At 60.5% G+C, this 16,735-nt stretch carries 13 protein-coding genes; 1 reads left to right on the plus strand and 12 read right to left on the minus strand.

The window, feature by feature from the left end:
* Positions 1 to 158 precede the first annotated feature (158 nt).
* Entirely contained in the window at positions 159 to 2,969 is a 2,811-nt protein-coding gene (gene secA, locus ACSOSP_RS10565) for a preprotein translocase subunit SecA (RefSeq protein ID WP_455306336.1), read from the minus strand.
* 262 nt (positions 2,970 to 3,231) lie between these two features.
* On the opposite strand from secA, the gene ACSOSP_RS10570 reads away from it, so the two are divergent.
* Entirely contained in the window at positions 3,232 to 3,723 is a 492-nt protein-coding gene (locus ACSOSP_RS10570; RefSeq protein WP_455306338.1) for a DciA family protein, read from the plus strand.
* A 48-nt stretch (positions 3,724 to 3,771) separates the two neighbouring features.
* Here ACSOSP_RS10570 and lpxC read toward each other — a convergent pair whose 3' ends face one another.
* From lpxC to mraY, 11 genes are all read right to left on the minus strand, one after another.
* Positions 3,772 to 4,689, minus strand: coding sequence for a UDP-3-O-acyl-N-acetylglucosamine deacetylase (gene lpxC, locus ACSOSP_RS10575; RefSeq protein WP_455306340.1), 918 nt, complete (start codon positions 4,687 to 4,689; stop codon positions 3,772 to 3,774).
* Between the two features lie 376 nt (positions 4,690 to 5,065).
* Entirely contained in the window at positions 5,066 to 5,569 is a 504-nt protein-coding gene (locus ACSOSP_RS10580; protein ID WP_089162464.1) for a peroxiredoxin, read from the minus strand.
* 257 nt (positions 5,570 to 5,826) lie between these two features.
* The gene (gene ftsZ, locus ACSOSP_RS10585) at positions 5,827 to 7,020 is read right to left on the minus strand and encodes a cell division protein FtsZ (protein ID WP_031360699.1); all 1,194 of its coding nucleotides are present in this window, start codon (positions 7,018 to 7,020) and stop codon (positions 5,827 to 5,829) included.
* A gap of 99 nt (positions 7,021 to 7,119) precedes the next feature.
* Positions 7,120 to 8,352, minus strand: coding sequence for a cell division protein FtsA (ftsA, locus tag ACSOSP_RS10590; RefSeq protein WP_031360698.1), 1,233 nt, complete (start codon positions 8,350 to 8,352; stop codon positions 7,120 to 7,122).
* Positions 8,353 to 8,379: 27 nt separating this feature from the next.
* Entirely contained in the window at positions 8,380 to 9,132 is a 753-nt protein-coding gene (locus ACSOSP_RS10595; RefSeq protein WP_455306343.1) for a cell division protein FtsQ/DivIB, read from the minus strand.
* Between the two features lie 12 nt (positions 9,133 to 9,144).
* Complete coding sequence (locus tag ACSOSP_RS10600; protein WP_455306345.1) at positions 9,145 to 10,092, minus strand: D-alanine--D-alanine ligase; 948 nt, start codon at positions 10,090 to 10,092, stop codon at positions 9,145 to 9,147.
* Entirely contained in the window at positions 10,089 to 11,501 is a 1,413-nt protein-coding gene (gene murC / locus ACSOSP_RS10605) for a UDP-N-acetylmuramate--L-alanine ligase (RefSeq protein ID WP_455306347.1), read from the minus strand. Before murC ends, ACSOSP_RS10600 begins: the two co-directional genes overlap by 4 nt.
* Positions 11,498 to 12,640, minus strand: coding sequence for an undecaprenyldiphospho-muramoylpentapeptide beta-N-acetylglucosaminyltransferase (murG, locus tag ACSOSP_RS10610; RefSeq protein ID WP_455306349.1), 1,143 nt, complete (start codon positions 12,638 to 12,640; stop codon positions 11,498 to 11,500). The genes murC and murG overlap by 4 nt, the downstream gene beginning before the upstream one ends.
* Positions 12,637 to 13,974 carry a putative lipid II flippase FtsW gene (ftsW, locus tag ACSOSP_RS10615; RefSeq protein WP_455306351.1) on the minus strand — a complete coding sequence of 446 codons (1,338 nt, stop codon included), beginning with the start codon at positions 13,972 to 13,974 and terminating at the stop codon, positions 12,637 to 12,639. The genes murG and ftsW overlap by 4 nt, the downstream gene beginning before the upstream one ends.
* A complete protein-coding gene (gene murD / locus ACSOSP_RS10620; protein ID WP_455306353.1) occupies positions 13,971 to 15,482 on the minus strand; it encodes a UDP-N-acetylmuramoyl-L-alanine--D-glutamate ligase in 1,512 nt (503 codons plus the stop codon). Before murD ends, ftsW begins: the two co-directional genes overlap by 4 nt.
* A 68-nt stretch (positions 15,483 to 15,550) precedes the next feature.
* Positions 15,551 to 16,720: a phospho-N-acetylmuramoyl-pentapeptide-transferase gene (gene mraY / locus ACSOSP_RS10625; protein WP_455306355.1), complete on the minus strand. Its 1,170-nt coding sequence runs from the start codon at positions 16,718 to 16,720 to the stop codon at positions 15,551 to 15,553.
* Between the last annotated feature and the right edge of the window lie 15 nt (positions 16,721 to 16,735).

A 16,735-nucleotide genomic window follows, 5' to 3' on the forward strand; every position in this document is an offset into this window, starting at 1 on the left:
ACGGCACGGAGATGAAAGAAACGGAGCCTGACTTGATTGCAAGACGGACGCCCGCGGATACCAAAACCTAAAACCAGCCTGCCAAAGACAAACGACGCATCGCTGCGTCGCCTGTCTTCAATACTCTTTGTTACTGGCTACTGCTCTTCAAGCGTCGATTATGCGAGCTTGCCGTGACAGTTTTTGTACTTCTTGCCGCTGCCGCATGGGCACGGGTCGTTGCGCCCGACCTTCGGCACCTCGTCGGTCGCCACGCGGGTAGCGACTGTGGTGTCGTCGCCATACGCCATCGCCTGATTGATCATCTGCGTGGTGGCGCTCGCTGCAACGGCTGCCGCTGCCGCGCCGCCTTCCTCGAAGTCCGCATGCTGGAACGACACGTTCTCCAGATGGCTGCCCTTCTCTTCGTACTGTTCAGCGGCTTCTTCAAGCTGTTCCGGCGACTGGATCTGCACGTTCATCACGACGCGCGTGACTTCCTGCTTCACCGAATCAAGCATGGCGGCGAACAGTTCGAACGCCTCACGCTTGTATTCCTGCTTCGGATTTTTCTGCGCGTAACCACGCAGATGGATGCCCTGACGCAGGTGATCGAGGGCGGCGAGGTGCTCGCGCCAGCGGCTGTCGAGCGTCTGCAGCATGATCGAACGCTCGAAAGAGCTGAACGATTCACGTCCGACCAGCGCGACCTTAGCGTCGTAGCTTTCATCGGCGGCGGAAACCACGGCTTCCAGAATCTCGTCCGCATCGATGGAATTCGACTCGTTGATCATCTCCTGAACCGCGAGATCGAGCGACCACTCGTTGCGCAGCACTTCTTCCAGTTCCGGCGCGCTCCACTGCTCTTCAATGCTTCCCGCCGGAATGTACGTGTGCGTGACTTCACCGATCACGCTCTGGCGCATGGCAGTGATCGTCTCGGCCACGTCGGTCGCTTCGAGCAGTTCGTTGCGCTGCTGGTAGATCACCTTGCGCTGATCGTTCGATACATCGTCGTATTCGAGCAATTGCTTGCGAATGTCGAAGTTACGCGCTTCCACCTTGCGCTGCGCCGATTCAATCGAACGCGTGACAATGCCCGCTTCGATCGCCTCGCCTTCGGGCATCTTCAGGCGGTCCATGATCGAACGCACGCGATCACCCGCGAAAATACGCAAAAGCGGATCGTCGAGCGACAGGTAAAACCGCGACGAGCCCGGATCACCCTGACGTCCGGCACGTCCGCGCAATTGGTTATCGATACGACGCGATTCGTGCCGTTCCGTACCAATGATATGCAGCCCGCCCGACGCCTTCACGCGGTCGTGCAGCGCTTGCCATTCGTCTTCAAGATGCTTGATGCGGCGTTGTTTTTCTTCGTCTGAGAGCGCTTCGTCCGCTTCGATAAACGACGACTGCTTCTCCACATTGCCGCCCAGCACGATGTCCGTACCGCGACCGGCCATGTTCGTCGCAATGGTGACCGCAGCCGGGCGCCCGGCTTCCGCAACGATCGCCGCTTCGCGTGCGTGCTGCTTCGCGTTCAGCACTTCGTGCTTGAGACCGGCTTGCGTGAGCAAACCGGACAGCAATTCCGACGCCTCGATGGACGTGGTACCCACCAGCACCGGCTGCCCGCGCTCGACGCAGTCGCGGATATCGCGCGTCACGGCGTCGTAGCGTTCCTTCGCCGTCTTGTAGATCTGATCCTGCTTGTCGATCCGCTTCGGCGGCCGGTTCGTCGGGATCACGACCGTTTCCAGCCCGTAGATCTCGTTGAACTCGTACGCTTCGGTGTCCGCCGTACCGGTCATGCCGGACAGCTTCGAATACATGCGGAAGAAGTTCTGGAACGTGATGGACGCAAGCGTCTGGTTCTCGTTCTGGATCTTGACGTGTTCCTTCGCTTCCACGGCCTGATGCAGGCCATCCGACCAGCGGCGGCCGGTCATCATGCGGCCTGTGAACTCGTCGACGATCACGACTTCGTTGCCCTGAACCACGTAATGCTGGTCGCGGAAAAACAGCGTGTGCGCGCGCAACGCGGCATACACGTGGTGCATCAGCGTGATGTTCTGCGCTGCGTAAAGGCTTTCGCCTTCACCGATCAGGCCCCACTCGGCCAGCAGGCGCTCGGCCTTTTCGTGACCTTGTTCGGTGAGGAAGACCTGACGCGCTTTTTCGTCGAGCGTGTAGTCGCCTACTTTCTCGACGCCCGTGCCGTCCGCCTTCTCTTCGCCGATCTGCTGTTCGAGCAGCGGCGGCAGCGCGTTCATGCGCACGTAGAGTTCGGTGTGATCTTCGGCCTGGCCGGAAATGATCAGCGGCGTACGCGCTTCATCGATAAGAATCGAGTCCACTTCGTCGACCACCGCGAAATTCAGCGGACGCTGCACGCGCGCGTGGGTCTCGTAGACCATGTTGTCGCGCAGGTAGTCGAAGCCGAACTCGTTGTTCGTGCCGTACGTAATGTCCGCGGCATAGGCTTCCTGCTTCTGCGCGTGTTCCATCTGCGACAGGTTGATGCCCCACGACAACCCCAGGAAGTTGTAGAGCTTGCCCATCCACTCGGCGTCGCGTTGTGCGAGGTAATCGTTCACCGTCACCACGTGCACGCCGCGTCCGGACAACGCGTTCAGATACGCGGCCAGCGTGGCGACGAGCGTCTTGCCCTCGCCCGTGCGCATTTCCGCGATCTTGCCGTAATGCAGCACCATGCCGCCGATCAGCTGGACGTCGAAGTGACGCATCTTCAGCACGCGCTTGCTGGCCTCGCGGCATACGGCAAACGCTTCGGGCAGCAAGCGGTCGAGCGATTCGCCGCTCGCCACGCGCTGCCGGAATTCATCGGTTTTCGCGCGCAGTTGCTTGTCCGTGTACTGCTCGATCGTCGGCTCGAAAGCATTGATCGCCGCAACGGTCTTTTGGTACTGCTTGACTAGGCGCTGGTTGCGACTGCCAAAAAACTTTTGGAGGAAACCGGTGGTCATCGGATCAGTGTCTGCGTCGCGGTATCGGCTTAGAGCGCGCTGGGTGCGTCCCGGTTCGGGGAACCTCGGCGGCTTAAGTCCATGGGTGAAATCGAATCGGGGATTTTAGCACGCGCCCCCGATGGAGCTTGCGCGCACATCGTTTCCGGCACATCCGCCCGGCGGCATGCTAGCGCGCTTTCAACCGGAAAGCGCGCTGCCATGCCGCACGGTGCGCAGCGTTACAATCGGCACATCGCCGCCAGCCCCACAGAAACGAAAAATGAGCCGATTTCCGCCGAATTCAAGGCCCCCGCCACGTTTCGATCCCCGCAAGCCGCAGGCGCTGACGGACGTGCTCGGGCGCACCAGCGAGTTTCTCGCGCTGCGCGCGGGCGTCGAACAGGTCACGGCGTTGCAGCGCGATCTGGCGGCGTTGCTTCCTGATTACCTTGGATCCAACGTGGAACCGGGTTTCATCAAAGAGGGCGTACTGGCGCTTTTCGCCGGACATAATGCGCTCGCCGCGCGGCTTCGGCACATCGAACCACGTCTTTTGGTCGATTTGCAACAGCGCGGCTGGGCCGTGAACGCTCTGAAGATTCGCGTACGGCCGCAGGCGATGAAAGATGTAGTGCCCCCCAAACAAGCGCGCATGTCTGCAGCCGGGGCCGACGCGTTGCAAACGCTCGCCGAAACGCTCGAGCCATCGCCGCTTCAGGAAGCGCTCGCCAGAATGGCCGCGCGCCATCACGTGAAAACACAAAAAAAATGAGCGGCGCTCGAAAGCAGCCGCTCATTTCATTCTGACTGGGTAAATACTTTACGCGAATGCCGTCTGGGTATCGAAAGCGAAACCACGCGGCGCCGCTTGCTTATCTTCAAACGTGACGATTTCATACGCGTCTTCGTGCGCCAGTAATTCACGCAACAACATGTTATTCATTGCGTGACCGCCTTTATACGCGGCATACGACGCCAGCAGCGGATGACCGACCACATACAGGTCGCCAATCGCGTCCAGCATCTTGTGCTTCACAAACTCGTCTTCGTAACGCAGACCGTCGTTATTCAGAATGCGGTATTCGTCCAGCACGATGGCGTTATCCATACTGCCGCCGCGCGCCAGGCCCAGTTCGCGCATCATTTCCACTTCATGCGCAAAACCGAATGTCCGTGCCCGGGCAATATCCCGAACATACGATGTATTCGCAAAATCGACTTCAAGCGCCTGACCGGTTTTGTCGACTGCCGGATGGCGGAAATCAATGGTGAATTTCAGTTTGAAGCCGAAATACGGATCGAGACGTGCGAATTTATCGCCGTCGCGGATTTCAACCGGCTTCGTCACCTTGATGAATTTCTTTGCCGCGTTCTGCTCTTCAATACCCGCCGACTGAATCAGAAACACAAACGAAGCAGCGCTGCCATCCATAATAGGAATTTCTTCAGCTGTTACATCGACGTACAAATTGTCGATACCCAGCCCCGCGCACGCCGACATCAAATGTTCGATGGTCGACACGCGCGCGCCGTCCTTCTGCAACACCGAAGCCAGGCGCGTGTCGCCGATAGCCAAGGCCGACACCGGAATGTCCACCGCCACAGGCAGGTCGATACGCGCGAAGACAATACCGGTATTGGCCGGCGCGGGCCGAAGCGTCAAATCCACCTTACGGCCCGAGTGCAGGCCGATCCCGACAGTTTTGACGATGGTCTTAATGGTTCGCTGCTTCAACATGATTTTTTTCGCTTCGATTGTAACTCTCGATTGAGAGAATCAATCGTGAATTTGTATTCAATAGCGCGGAGTATACTCTAATCGCTTCGCGTCGTCCCGGGAGGAGCCTTGCAACTTGTTTCCTCAAGTTACCGGGTAACTTCAGCACGCCCGATGCCATGCCGCGCGAAAACGAGGAGGGTCGGGCCGATGACCGGAATGGAGGCATTCCCGGACATCGGCGCCGCGTTACGGCTTTGTTAAGACTTTGTTGCGGCGTATTTCAATAGCCGGGCCGAACGTCATTTTATGTGGCACGAATGCAACATAACGCCCGCTTATTGACCACTGCTCGGCCTGAAATGAGCACAACTTCAGCTCAACATTGCTTCCAGCATCAGCCCAACGTCGCCAATACGCTCTCAGCGCTGCTGACTTCAAACTTGCCCGGTGCTTCAAGATTCAGCGTCTTGACCACGCTGTCCTCGACCACCATGGCGTAGCGCTGGGAGCGAATTCCCATGCCACGCTCCGACAAATCCTGCTCCAGGCCGAGTGCCCGGGTAAAACGTGCGCTGCCGTCGGCGATCATCTTCACCTTGCCCGAGGTTTGAAGATCGCGTCCCCACGCGCTCATCACGAACGCGTCGTTGACGGAGACACACCAGATTTCATCGATACCCGCCGCAGCCAGCTTCTCTGCATTGTCGATAAACCCTGGCACGTGCCTGGCGGAACAGGTGGGCGTGAACGCGCCCGGCAATCCGAAGATCACCACGCGCTTGCCCGCCGTCCGCTCGCGCACCGAGAAACCGTTCGGTCCCACGGCGCAACCCTCCGTCGCCACATCGATAAATTCGAAAAGGCGTTCGTCGGGCAGCGTTTCACCAGTCTTGATCATGAATCGGCCTTTCACTGAGTCAGTGCTGGTCACGCCAGCGTTTTTGCACCTTGATTCATCACATAAGAAGCCCGTTCCACCGCCGCCCAGCGTATCGATCTCATCCCAATATAGACGATGATGAACGCAATCGAAGCGGTCACTCAGCCACAGTCCAGCGTCCAGGAGACGCGGCCCGAGATTGAGGCAGAACATCCTTCGCCTGAGACTTTTGCCAACGGGCGCTTAAATAGAACCAGCCGCCCCGGCAAAAATCATCAGTCTGCCTGCTTACGCAAGAACGCCGGAATGTCGTACGTATCCACGCCCTTTTCCTGCAACGCCTGCACGTGCGAAGCCGCCGTTTCACGCGTCTGACGCCACACAGCCGGAGCGTCCAGATGAGCGTAATCCGTGCCGCTCGATTGCTGCGGAGCGTAACTATGCTGCGCGTGCGCGATCGGTGCGTTGTCCGTGCCGGTACGCAGCAGGGTCATCGGTGCAGCTTGTTGCTTCTTCGCTGCACGGCCGAGGCCCGTTGCCACTACCGTCACGCGCAATGCGTCGCCCATCGCGTCGTCATACACCGCACCGAAGATCACGGTCGCGTCTTCCGCTGCATACGACTTGATCGTGTTCATCACTTCGCGCGTTTCCGACAAACGCAGCGAACGGCTCGACGTAATGTTCACCAGCACGCCACGCGCACCCGACAGATCCACGCCTTCCAGCAGCGGGCTTGCCACAGCTTGTTCAGCAGCCAGACGCGCACGATCGACACCGGCGACCGTCGCCGTGCCCATCATTGCCTTGCCCTGCTCGCCCATCACCGTCTTCACGTCTTCGAAGTCGACGTTGACCAGCCCGTCGACGTTGATGATTTCCGCGATGCCGGCAACAGCGTTGTTCAATACGTCATCAGCGCACTGGAAGCACTTGTCCATTTCAGCGTCATCGCCCATCACCTCGAACAGCTTGTCGTTCAGAACGACGATCAGCGAGTCGACGTGATCCTCCAGTTGCTGCGATCCCGCTTCAGCCACGCGCATGCGGCGGCCGCCTTCAAACTCGAACGGCTTGCTGACTACGCCCACCGTCAAGATACCCATTTCCTTCGCGATCTGAGCTACCACCGGCGCTGCGCCCGTACCCGTGCCGCCACCCATGCCTGCAGTGATGAACACCATGTGCGCGCCGCGCAATGCATCGGCAATACGCTCACGCGCATCTTCCGCTGCGGCCTTGCCCATGTCCGGCTTCGCACCAGCGCCCAGACCCGTGTTGCCCAACTGGATTACTTGAGTAGCACGCGAACGCGCGAGCGCCTGCGCATCCGTGTTCATCACGATGAAGTCCACGCCCTGGACCCCACGGTTAATCATGTGCTGCACTGCGTTGCCGCCTGCACCACCAACACCAACGACCTTGATGATCGTTCCGTTGGTTTCCGTTTCCAGCATTTCGAAATCCATATTGCCTCCGTCAAGAATGAAAATCGGCGTTATTCGGCAAGAGATCGGGCAACCTCTTGTCGCGCGCCAGCCGCCGGCACCAGCGCGAATTCTGTGTGTTCAGAAATTTCCCAGGAACCAATCTTTCATGCGTCCCAAAACCTGTCCCATCGATCCGGACTGCACAGCAACCTTGCGGCCGCGCATGCGTTGTGAACGGCCTTCGACGAGCAAACCCATTGCTGTGGAATAACGCGGATTGCGAACGACATCGGCGAGACCGCCTGCGTATTCGGGCACGCCAATGCGCACCGGCTTCAGGAAGATGTCTTCGCCGAGTTCGACCATGCCGGGCATCATCGATGCGCCGCCGGTCAGCACCACGCCGCTGCTCAACAATTCTTCGTAGCCCGACTCCCGCACCACTTGCTGCACGAGCGAGAACAACTCTTCGACGCGCGGCTCGACAACAGCCGCCAGCGCCTGCCGCGACAACGTGCGCGGACCGCGCTCGCCGAGTCCCGGCACTTCGATCATTTCATCCGGGTCCGCCAGCGCCTGCTTCGCGATCCCGTAGCTCACCTTGATGTCTTCGGCGTCGGGCGTCGGCGTGCGCAAGGCCATGGCCACGTCGCTCGTGATCTGATCCCCGGCGATAGGAATCACCGCCGTGTGACGGATCGCGCCTTCGCTGAAGATCGCGATGTCCGTCGTGCCGCCGCCGATATCGACCAGCACCACGCCGAGTTCCTTTTCGTCTTCCGTCAGCACCGCCAGCGACGAAGCCAGCGGCTGGAGAATCAGATCGTTCACTTCGAGCCCGCATCGACGCACGCACTTCACGATGTTCTGCGCCGCGCTCACCGCACCCGTCACGATGTGCACCTTCACTTCGAGCCGGATACCGCTCATGCCGATCGGCTCGCGCACGTCCTCCTGCCCATCGATGATGAATTCCTGCGTCAGGATATGCAGCACCTGCTGATCGGTCGGGATGTTGATCGCCTTGGCCGTTTCGATCACGCGCGCCACATCGGTCTGCGTGACCTCCTTGTCCTTGATGGCGACCATGCCGCTCGAATTGAAGCTTCGAATGTGACTGCCGGCGATGCCGGTGAACACGTTCGTGATCTTGCAATCGGCCATCAGTTCGGCTTCTTCGAGCGCGCGCTGGATCGACTGGACCGTGGCCTCAATATTCACCACCACGCCCTTCTTCAATCCCTTCGAGTCGCTCTGCCCGAGCCCGATCACCTCGTAGTGGCCTTCGCCTTTCAATTCGGCGACGATCGCCACCACCTTCGACGTCCCGATGTCGAGGGCGACCAGCAAGTCTTTATAGTCTTTGCTCATAGGGTGCTCATTGCCTGTGATGTCTGCTTACTTCTTTGCTTTGTCGGTGTCGCTGATAAAGCGCATGTTCGCGGCCTTGATCGCAAAGCCGTTTGGATATCGCAAATCCGCGTATTCGATGTCATTTCCCCACCGCCCCGTCATCGCCGGCCACGCCGCCACGAACCGTCGGCTGCGATCAAACAACGTGTCCTGATTGCGCTCGCGCCCCAATTCGATCTGCGTCCCGTTCGAAAGCTTTACTGTCCACGCATATCGCGGCGACAAGATGACTTCTTCCGGATGAGCATCGAGCGGTGCAAACCACTTCGTGAAATCGTGATAGCGCGCCACCACTTCTTTCGCCGATCCGTCCGGGCCTTCGAACGCGGGCAGGTCGTCATCGAGCTCGCCCTGGTTCGCCGTGAACAAATCGCCGTCAACGCTCACCAGTTGATCCGTGCCCCACGTGCCAAGCGGCTTGAATTCTTCCAGCGTCACCGCCAGCGCATTCGGCCATACGCGCCGCACGCTCGCGTGGCGCACCCACGGCATTTGTTCGAACGCGGTGCGCGCTGCATCGAGATCGACAGTGAAGTAGTTGCCCTTCAAATGACCCACCACGCTTGCGCGCACGGTCGGCGAATTGATGTGCAACGTGTCGCCGTCAATCTGGATCTCGCGCAAGCGGAACTCCGGCCGCTGGATCGCCCAGTAACCGGCGGCCCCAAGCAGCACGAACACGAGCAATACGTGCAGTGCGTTGGCCGTGAGGTTCAATTGGCGAGCGTTATTCCACATGTTTTCTACGTCTCAATCCTGCAGCGTCTTCGACAACACTTTCACCACCAGATCCTTGTAGCTGATGCCGACCGCACGCGCCGCTTTCGGCGGCAGCGAGTGATCCGTCATGCCCGGCGCAGTATTCACTTCCAGGAAGTACGGATTGCCGTCGCCGTCCATCATGAAATCGGCACGGCCCCAGTCGGTGCAGCCGAGCACGTCGAACGCGCGGCGCGAAAGCTGCTTCATGCGCGTTTCGTCGGCGGGCGAGAGGCCGCAGGGAATCGGGTACTGCGTGTCGTCGGCGATGTACTTCGCGTTGTAGTCGTAGAACTCGCCAGCCGGCACGATCTTGATGATCGGCAAGTCGAGGTCGCCCGCGATACAGCACGTGTATTCGCCGCCGCCTTCGATGCTTTTTTCGACCAGCACGATCTTGTCGAACTTCGCCGCTTCGATCAGCGCCGGCACCAGCATTTCCGCGCTCTTCACCTTGATCACCGCGACGCTCGATCCTTCGCTCGCCGGCTTCACGAACAGCGGCAACCCGAGCTTCGGAACAATCTTCAGCGCCGCAGCTTCGTAGTCATCGCCACGCATCACGACTTCGAACGGCGGCGTGGGCACACCGGTTTGCTGCCACACGAGCTTCGTGCGGAATTTATCGAGGCCGAGTGCTGAGCCCAGCACACCGCTGCCCGTGTACTTGATGCCGTAGAAATCGAGCGCGCCCTGCAACTGGCCGTTCTCGCCATACCCGCCATGCAACGCGATAAACACGCGCGCAAAGCCTTCGGACTTCAACTCGGCCAGCGGCCGTTCCGCCGGATCGAACGGATGCGCATCGATGCCCGCATCGCGTAATCCCTGCAGCACGAGACGTCCCGAATTCAGCGATACCTCGCGCTCGGCGGTTTCCCCGCCAAGCAGCACGGCCACTTTGCCGAACACCTTAGGGTCGATTACATTGCTCGTCATCTTGAAACCTTCGAATCCTGAAGTTGCGCCGTCAGCCGAGCGCATACACCGCCGATAGAACCGGCGCCCATCGTGATCACTACGTCGCCATTGCGTGCCAGCGTGGCAATCGCGTCCGGCATCTCATCCACCGTTTCGACAAACACCGGCTCCACTTTCCCCGCCACGCGAATCGCGCGAGCGAGCGCGCGGCCATCGGCGGCGACGATCGGCGCTTCGCCTGCCGCGTAGACCTCGGTAAGCACGAGGGCATCGACCGTGGACAGCACCCGCACGAAGTCTTCGAAGCAATCGCGCGTGCGCGTGTATCGATGCGGCTGGAACGCAAGCACAAGACGACGACCAGGAAATGCGCCACGCGCCGCCGCGACCGTCGCGGCCATCTCGACCGGGTGATGACCGTAGTCATCGATCAGCGTGTACGCGCCGCCTTCGGACGCCCTCACGTTCACTTCGCCGTAACGCTGAAAACGCCGGCCCACGCCGGTGAATTCTTGTAGCGCCCTCTGGATATCGGCATCTGCGACTTCAAGTTCAGTCGCAATTGCAATAGCCGCCAAAGCGTTCTGCACGTTGTGCGTGCCCGGCAGATTCAACACGATGTCCAACGGCGTCGCGTCTTCACGCAACGTTGTGAAATGCATCTTGCCGTCGCGCGCTTCCACATTCACCGCGCGCACTTGGGCTTCGGCGCCGAGGCCGTATCGGATGATCGGCTTCGACACGAACGGCAGGATTTCACGCACGTTTGGATCATCCACACACAGCACCGCGATGCCATAGAACGGCAGCCGATGCGTGAATTCGATAAACGCCTGCTTCAGCCGCGCGAAGTCGTGGCCGTAGGTGTCCATGTGATCTGCATCGATGTTCGTGATGACTTCGATCACCGGGAAAAGATTCAGGAACGACGCATCGGATTCATCGGCTTCAGCCACGATGAAATCGCCCGTTCCCAGCCGCGCATTCGCGCCCGCGCTGATCAGGCGCCCGCCGATTACGAACGTCGGATCGAGCCCGCCCGCGGCCAGCACGCTCGCCACCAGCGACGTAGTCGTGGTCTTGCCATGCGTGCCGGCAATCGCGATGCCCTGCTTCAGGCGCATCAGTTCCGCGAGCATCACGGCACGCGGCACGATCGGAATCCGGCGATGACGCGCGGCCAGCACTTCGGGGTTATCGGAGCGCACGGCGGTCGACACGACCACGGCGTTCGCGCCGTCGATATTCTCTTCACGATGCCCGATCGCCACGCGCGCACCCAGCGTGGTGAGCCGATCGGTCACGCCGTTGCTCGTCAGATCCGAGCCGCTGACCTGATAGCCCAAGTTGAGCAACACCTCTGCAATGCCGCTCATCCCCGCGCCGCCGATGCCGACAAAGTGAATGTGTTTGACGATATGTTTCATGGCTGGATTTCCTTCGGCGCTTGTATCAGCGCGCTCAAGCCGGCTACATCGGCGCAGACTCGGCCGACGCGTTCAGCTGCGTCGGGTTTCGCCAAGGCGCGAGCTTTCACGGCCATCGAGGCGAGCGTCTCGCGAGTCTGTTCGCGCAACCAGCCGGCGAGCTTTTCCGCCGACAAATCGCGCTGTTGTATCAAATGGGCCGCGCCCGCATTAGCGAGGAACGCGGCGTTGGTGGTCTGGTGGTCATCGACGGCGAAAGGGAACGGCACGAACAACGCGGCCACCCCAACGGCTGCGATCTCGGACACGGTCATCGCCCCCGAGCGGCAGATCACGAGATCCGCTGCGGCGTAGGCGCTCGCCATATCGTCGATGAACGGCACTAGCTGAACGTCGCCATCCGCCGATAAACCCGCTGCCGCGTAGTTCGCTTTCAACGCATCGATATGCTTCGCGCCCGCCTGGTGCACGACGCGCGGACGCAGTGCCGGGTCGAGCAACGCGAGCGCTTTCGGTACGGTTTCATTCAAAGCGGCTGCACCCAGACTGCCCCCGACGACCAGAACGTTGAGACGCGCGTCAGCATCATTGCGAGCGGCGTAGCGTTCTTTGGGTGGCAAAGCCTCTGCAAGTTCCGCACGAATCGGATTTCCGGTCCATTCAGCATTCGGCAGCGCATTCGGGAACGCGACCAGCACGCGTTTGGCCACGTGCGCGAGCACCTTGTTCGCCAGTCCCGCGATTGAATTTTGTTCATGCAGCACGAGCGGCGTACCGCTCAGCTTCGACATCAAGCCAGCCGGAAACGTGATGTATCCGCCCATGCCGAGCACTACGTCCGGCTTCACAGTGCGCAGCGCGCGCAGGCTTTGCGAACACGCACGCAGCAGGTTCACCGGCAGCATCAGCTTCGTCTTGATGCCCTTGCCGCGCACACCGCCAAAGCGCACGTATTCCATCGCGATGCCGTGCTTCGGCACGAGCGTCGCTTCCATGCCCGACGCGTTGCCGAGCCACACCACACGCCAGCCGCGCGCCTGCATCCAGTGAGCGACCGCGAGCCCCGGGAACACGTGTCCCCCGGTGCCGCCGGCCATCACCATCAGCGTGCCTGCGCGAGATGACGTCGAAACCGTCATACCTTTCCTCCGCGCATCAGCACCCGGTTTTCGTAATCCACGCGCATCAGCACCGCGATCGCGACGCAGTTCAGCAAGATGCCCGATCCGCCGTAGCTCACCAGCGGCAACGTCAAGCCTTTGGTCGGCAGCAAGCCGAGATTCACGCCCATGTTGATGAACGTCTGCGCACCGAACCACAGGCCGATACCCTTCGCCATCAAACCGGCAAACGTACGGTCAAGCGCGAGCGCCTGACGGCCGATTTCGAACGCGCGCCGCACGATCCAGTAGAACAGCAGGATCACGATCAACACGCCGACAAACCCAAGTTCCTCGCCGATCACCGCGAGGATGAAGTCGGTGTGCGCTTCCGGCAGGTAGTTGAGCTTTTCGACACTGCCGCCCAACCCAACGCCAAACCATTCGCCACGGCCGAACGCGATCAGCGAGTGCGTCAACTGGTACGCCTTGCCTTGCGCATAGCGGTCGTCCCACGGATCGAGGTAAGCGAAGATCCGTTCACGCCGCCACGGCGATGCCCACACGAGCAATGCAAACGTGCCAACGGCCGTTGCCACCAGGCCGCCGAACAGCTTGGCGTTCACGCCGCCGAGGAACAGCACACCCATGGCGACGACCGCGATCACCATGAACGCGCCCATGTCCGGCTCGAGCAGCAGCAACGCGCCGACGAAGCCGACCGCGACGGCCATCGGCAAAAAGCCGCGGCCGATGCTGTTCATGAACTCTTGCTTGCGCACCGTGTAGTTGGCCGCGTAGATGGTCACGGCGAGCTTCATGATCTCCGACGGCTGCATGTTCGTGATTCCGAGCGGAATCCATCGACGCGCCCCGTTCACGCCCTTGCCGATGTGCGGAATCAGCACGATCACCAGCATGAACAGCGCGACCAGGAAGAACTTCGCTGCGTACTTGTCCCACGTGGACACCGGAATCTTGAACGCGATGATCGACGCCACGACGGCGGTCGCTATCGATACAAGATGGCGCACCAGGAAGAAGTAGTCGCGGTACTGAGCGTATTTCGGCGAATCCGGCATGGCGATGGACGCTGAATACACCATCACGATACCGAGTCCGAGCAACGCGATCGTCACCCACAGCAGCGAATAGTCATAGTCAAGCATGCGCGAGCGGATGGGCGTCACGCCATTGACCGCGCTCGAAATTCCGCTTGCCCGCTCAGCCACGCGCGCACCAATACCGCCAAGCCCGCCCACGCCGCCCGTGCGGTCGGTACGCGAGGTACGGCCGCCGAGCGTCGCGCTGTCGTTCGCAACAGCGTTGCGTTGACCGGTCAGTTTCGAGCCAAAACGTTCGGACCAGCTCATAACATCACCCCCCGTTCTGCCGCAATATCAGCCACCGCTTGTCGGAATACGTCCGCGCGATGTGCGTAGTTCTTGAACATGTCGAAACTGGCGCAGGCGGGCGAGAGCAGCACCGCGTCGCCCGGTTCAGCCAGTTGTGCCGCCGCTTGCGTTGCGGCTTCGAGCGTCGCGTGGTCGTGCAGCGGCACGTCCGTGTCCGCCAGCGCCTCACGAATGCGCGGGGCATCGCGGCCAATCAGCATCACCGCGCGGCACCAACGTGCGACCGGCGCCGAAAGCGGTGAAAAATCCTGTCCCTTGCCGTCGCCGCCGGCGATCAGCAGCGTCTTTTGCGCCAGACCGTCGAGCGCCGCGACGGTCGCGCCGACGTTCGTGCCTTTGCTGTCATCGACGAAATCAATGCCGTCTATTTGCGCGATCACTTCCACGCGATGCGGCTCGCCCTGGTATTCACGCAAGCCATGCAGCAGCGATGCGAGCGGCAAATCGATCGCCCGTGCAAGCGCCAAACCCGCCAGCGCATTCGCTGCGTTATGAAGGCCGCGAACGCGCAGTGCATCGACGGGCATCAGGCGCTTGGAATACACATTCGGCTCGGCCGCGACATCGCTCTTGCGCCGACGCGTGGGCGCGGGTTCATCGCTGAGATCGCGATCGTTGCCTTGCACGAGCCACGCGATACCGTTCTCGCGCAGCAGACCGTAATCACCGAGACGCTTCGGTTCGTTCAGGCCGAACGTGACCACCGACGCGGGATTTCCCGATCCCAGCGCCATGGTCCGCGCGTCATCACGATTGAGCACGCGCACCGTCTTGTCACCAAAGATGCGGCCCTTCGCTGCAGCGTAAGCGTCGAGGCCGCCATGCCAGTCCAGATGATCCTGTGTAATGTTCAGCACAGCAGCAGCGTCCGGCTCGAACGAGTGTGCCGTCTCAAGCTGAAAACTCGACAACTCGAGCACCCAGACATCGGGCAGCGCGGTGTTGTCGATTGCTTCACTTAACTTGTCCAGCATCGCCGGGCTGATGTTTCCCGCCACCGCCACGGTCTTGCCGGCACGTTCACACAACAACCCGGTCAGCGCGGTCGTCGTGGTCTTGCCGTTGGTGCCCGTAATGGCGATCACCTTCGGCGTATAACCGTTCGCGCCAAGCGACTTCAACGCTTGCGCGAACCATTCCAGCTCGCCCCACACAGGGACGCCGCGTTCCCGCGCGGCGTCGAGGAGCGGCCTCACATCGTCAGCCAGAGGCGACAGTCCCGGGCTGATTGCAACTATTTCGATACCGCCATCGAGCAACGCTGGCGTGAATTCACCGCCGACGAAATCCGCATCGATGCCGTGGACCGCGAGTTCCGACAGGTTCGGCGGCGTGGCGCGGGTATCGGCCACGCGCAGACGGCACCCGTGACGCGCGCACCAACGCGTCATCGCGAGGCCGGATTCACCGAGCCCCAGCACAAGCACCATCGGACTCGGCCGATCGAAGAACTTCTCGCCAAACATCGCTTTACCTTTTCCCTGAACAACTAAAAACCAACGTACGAATTTGCGTCACTTATTAACGCAGCTTATTAACGCAACTTAAGCGTCGACAAACCGAACAGACACAACATCAGCGTGATGATCCAGAAGCGCACGACAACCTGCGTTTCCTTCCATCCCGACAACTCAAAATGGTGATGCAGCGGCGCCATCTTGAAGATGCGCCGCCCTTCGCCGAAGCGTTTTTTCGTGTACTTGAAGTAGGTCACCTGCATCATCACGGAGAGCGTTTCCGCGACGAACACGCCGCCCATGATGAACAGCACGACTTCCTGCCGCACGATCACGGCGATGGTCCCGAGCGCACCGCCGAGCGCGAGCGCGCCGACATCGCCCATGAAGACTTGCGCGGGGTGCGTGTTGTACCAGAGAAACGCAAGCCCCGCGCCTCCCATTGCGGAACAAAAGATCAATAGTTCGCCGGCCCCTGGAATGTGCGGGAACAACAAGTACTTCGAGTACACCGAGCTGCCCATCACATAAGCAAAGGCGCCCAGCGATGCGCCCACCAGCACGACCGGCATGATGACGAGACCGTCGAGGCCATCGGTGAGATTCACCGCGTTGCTCGAACCGACGATCACCAGGTACGTCATCGCGATGAAGCCCCACGTGCCGAGCGGATAGCTGATCGATTTGAGAAATGGCAGCATCAGGTCGGCGCGCGCGGGCAAGCCCATCGACAAACCGCTGCGCACCCACGCCATGAAGAGGTCGAACACGCGTGCGTTGTTCGCCTCGGACACGCTGAACGCGAGATACACGGCGGCGAACAAACCAATCACCGATTGCCAGAAATACTTTTCCCGCGACGACATTCCGCGCGGGTCTTTATGCACGACTTTGCGGTAATCATCGACCCAGCCGATCACGCCGTAGCCGAACGTGACGAGCATCACGATCCACACGAAGCGATTCGTCAGATCGGCCCACAGCAACGTGGAAAATGCGATGCCCAACAGAATCAACACGCCACCCATGGTCGGCGTGCCGGACTTCACCAAATGTGTTTGCGGGCCGTTCGTACGCACGGCCTGACCGACCTTCAACGAGGTCAATTTGCGAATCACCCACGGACCGCAAACGAGGCCGACGAACAACGCCGTGATCGTCGCGCCGACTGCGCGGAACGTGAGGTAGGTAAACACGCGCAGAAAACTGGCGTCATTCTGAAGCCATTGCGCGAGTGCGAGTAGCATGCTGGTCCTTCTTCT

Source organism: Caballeronia sp. KNU42, from assembly GCF_053760385.1.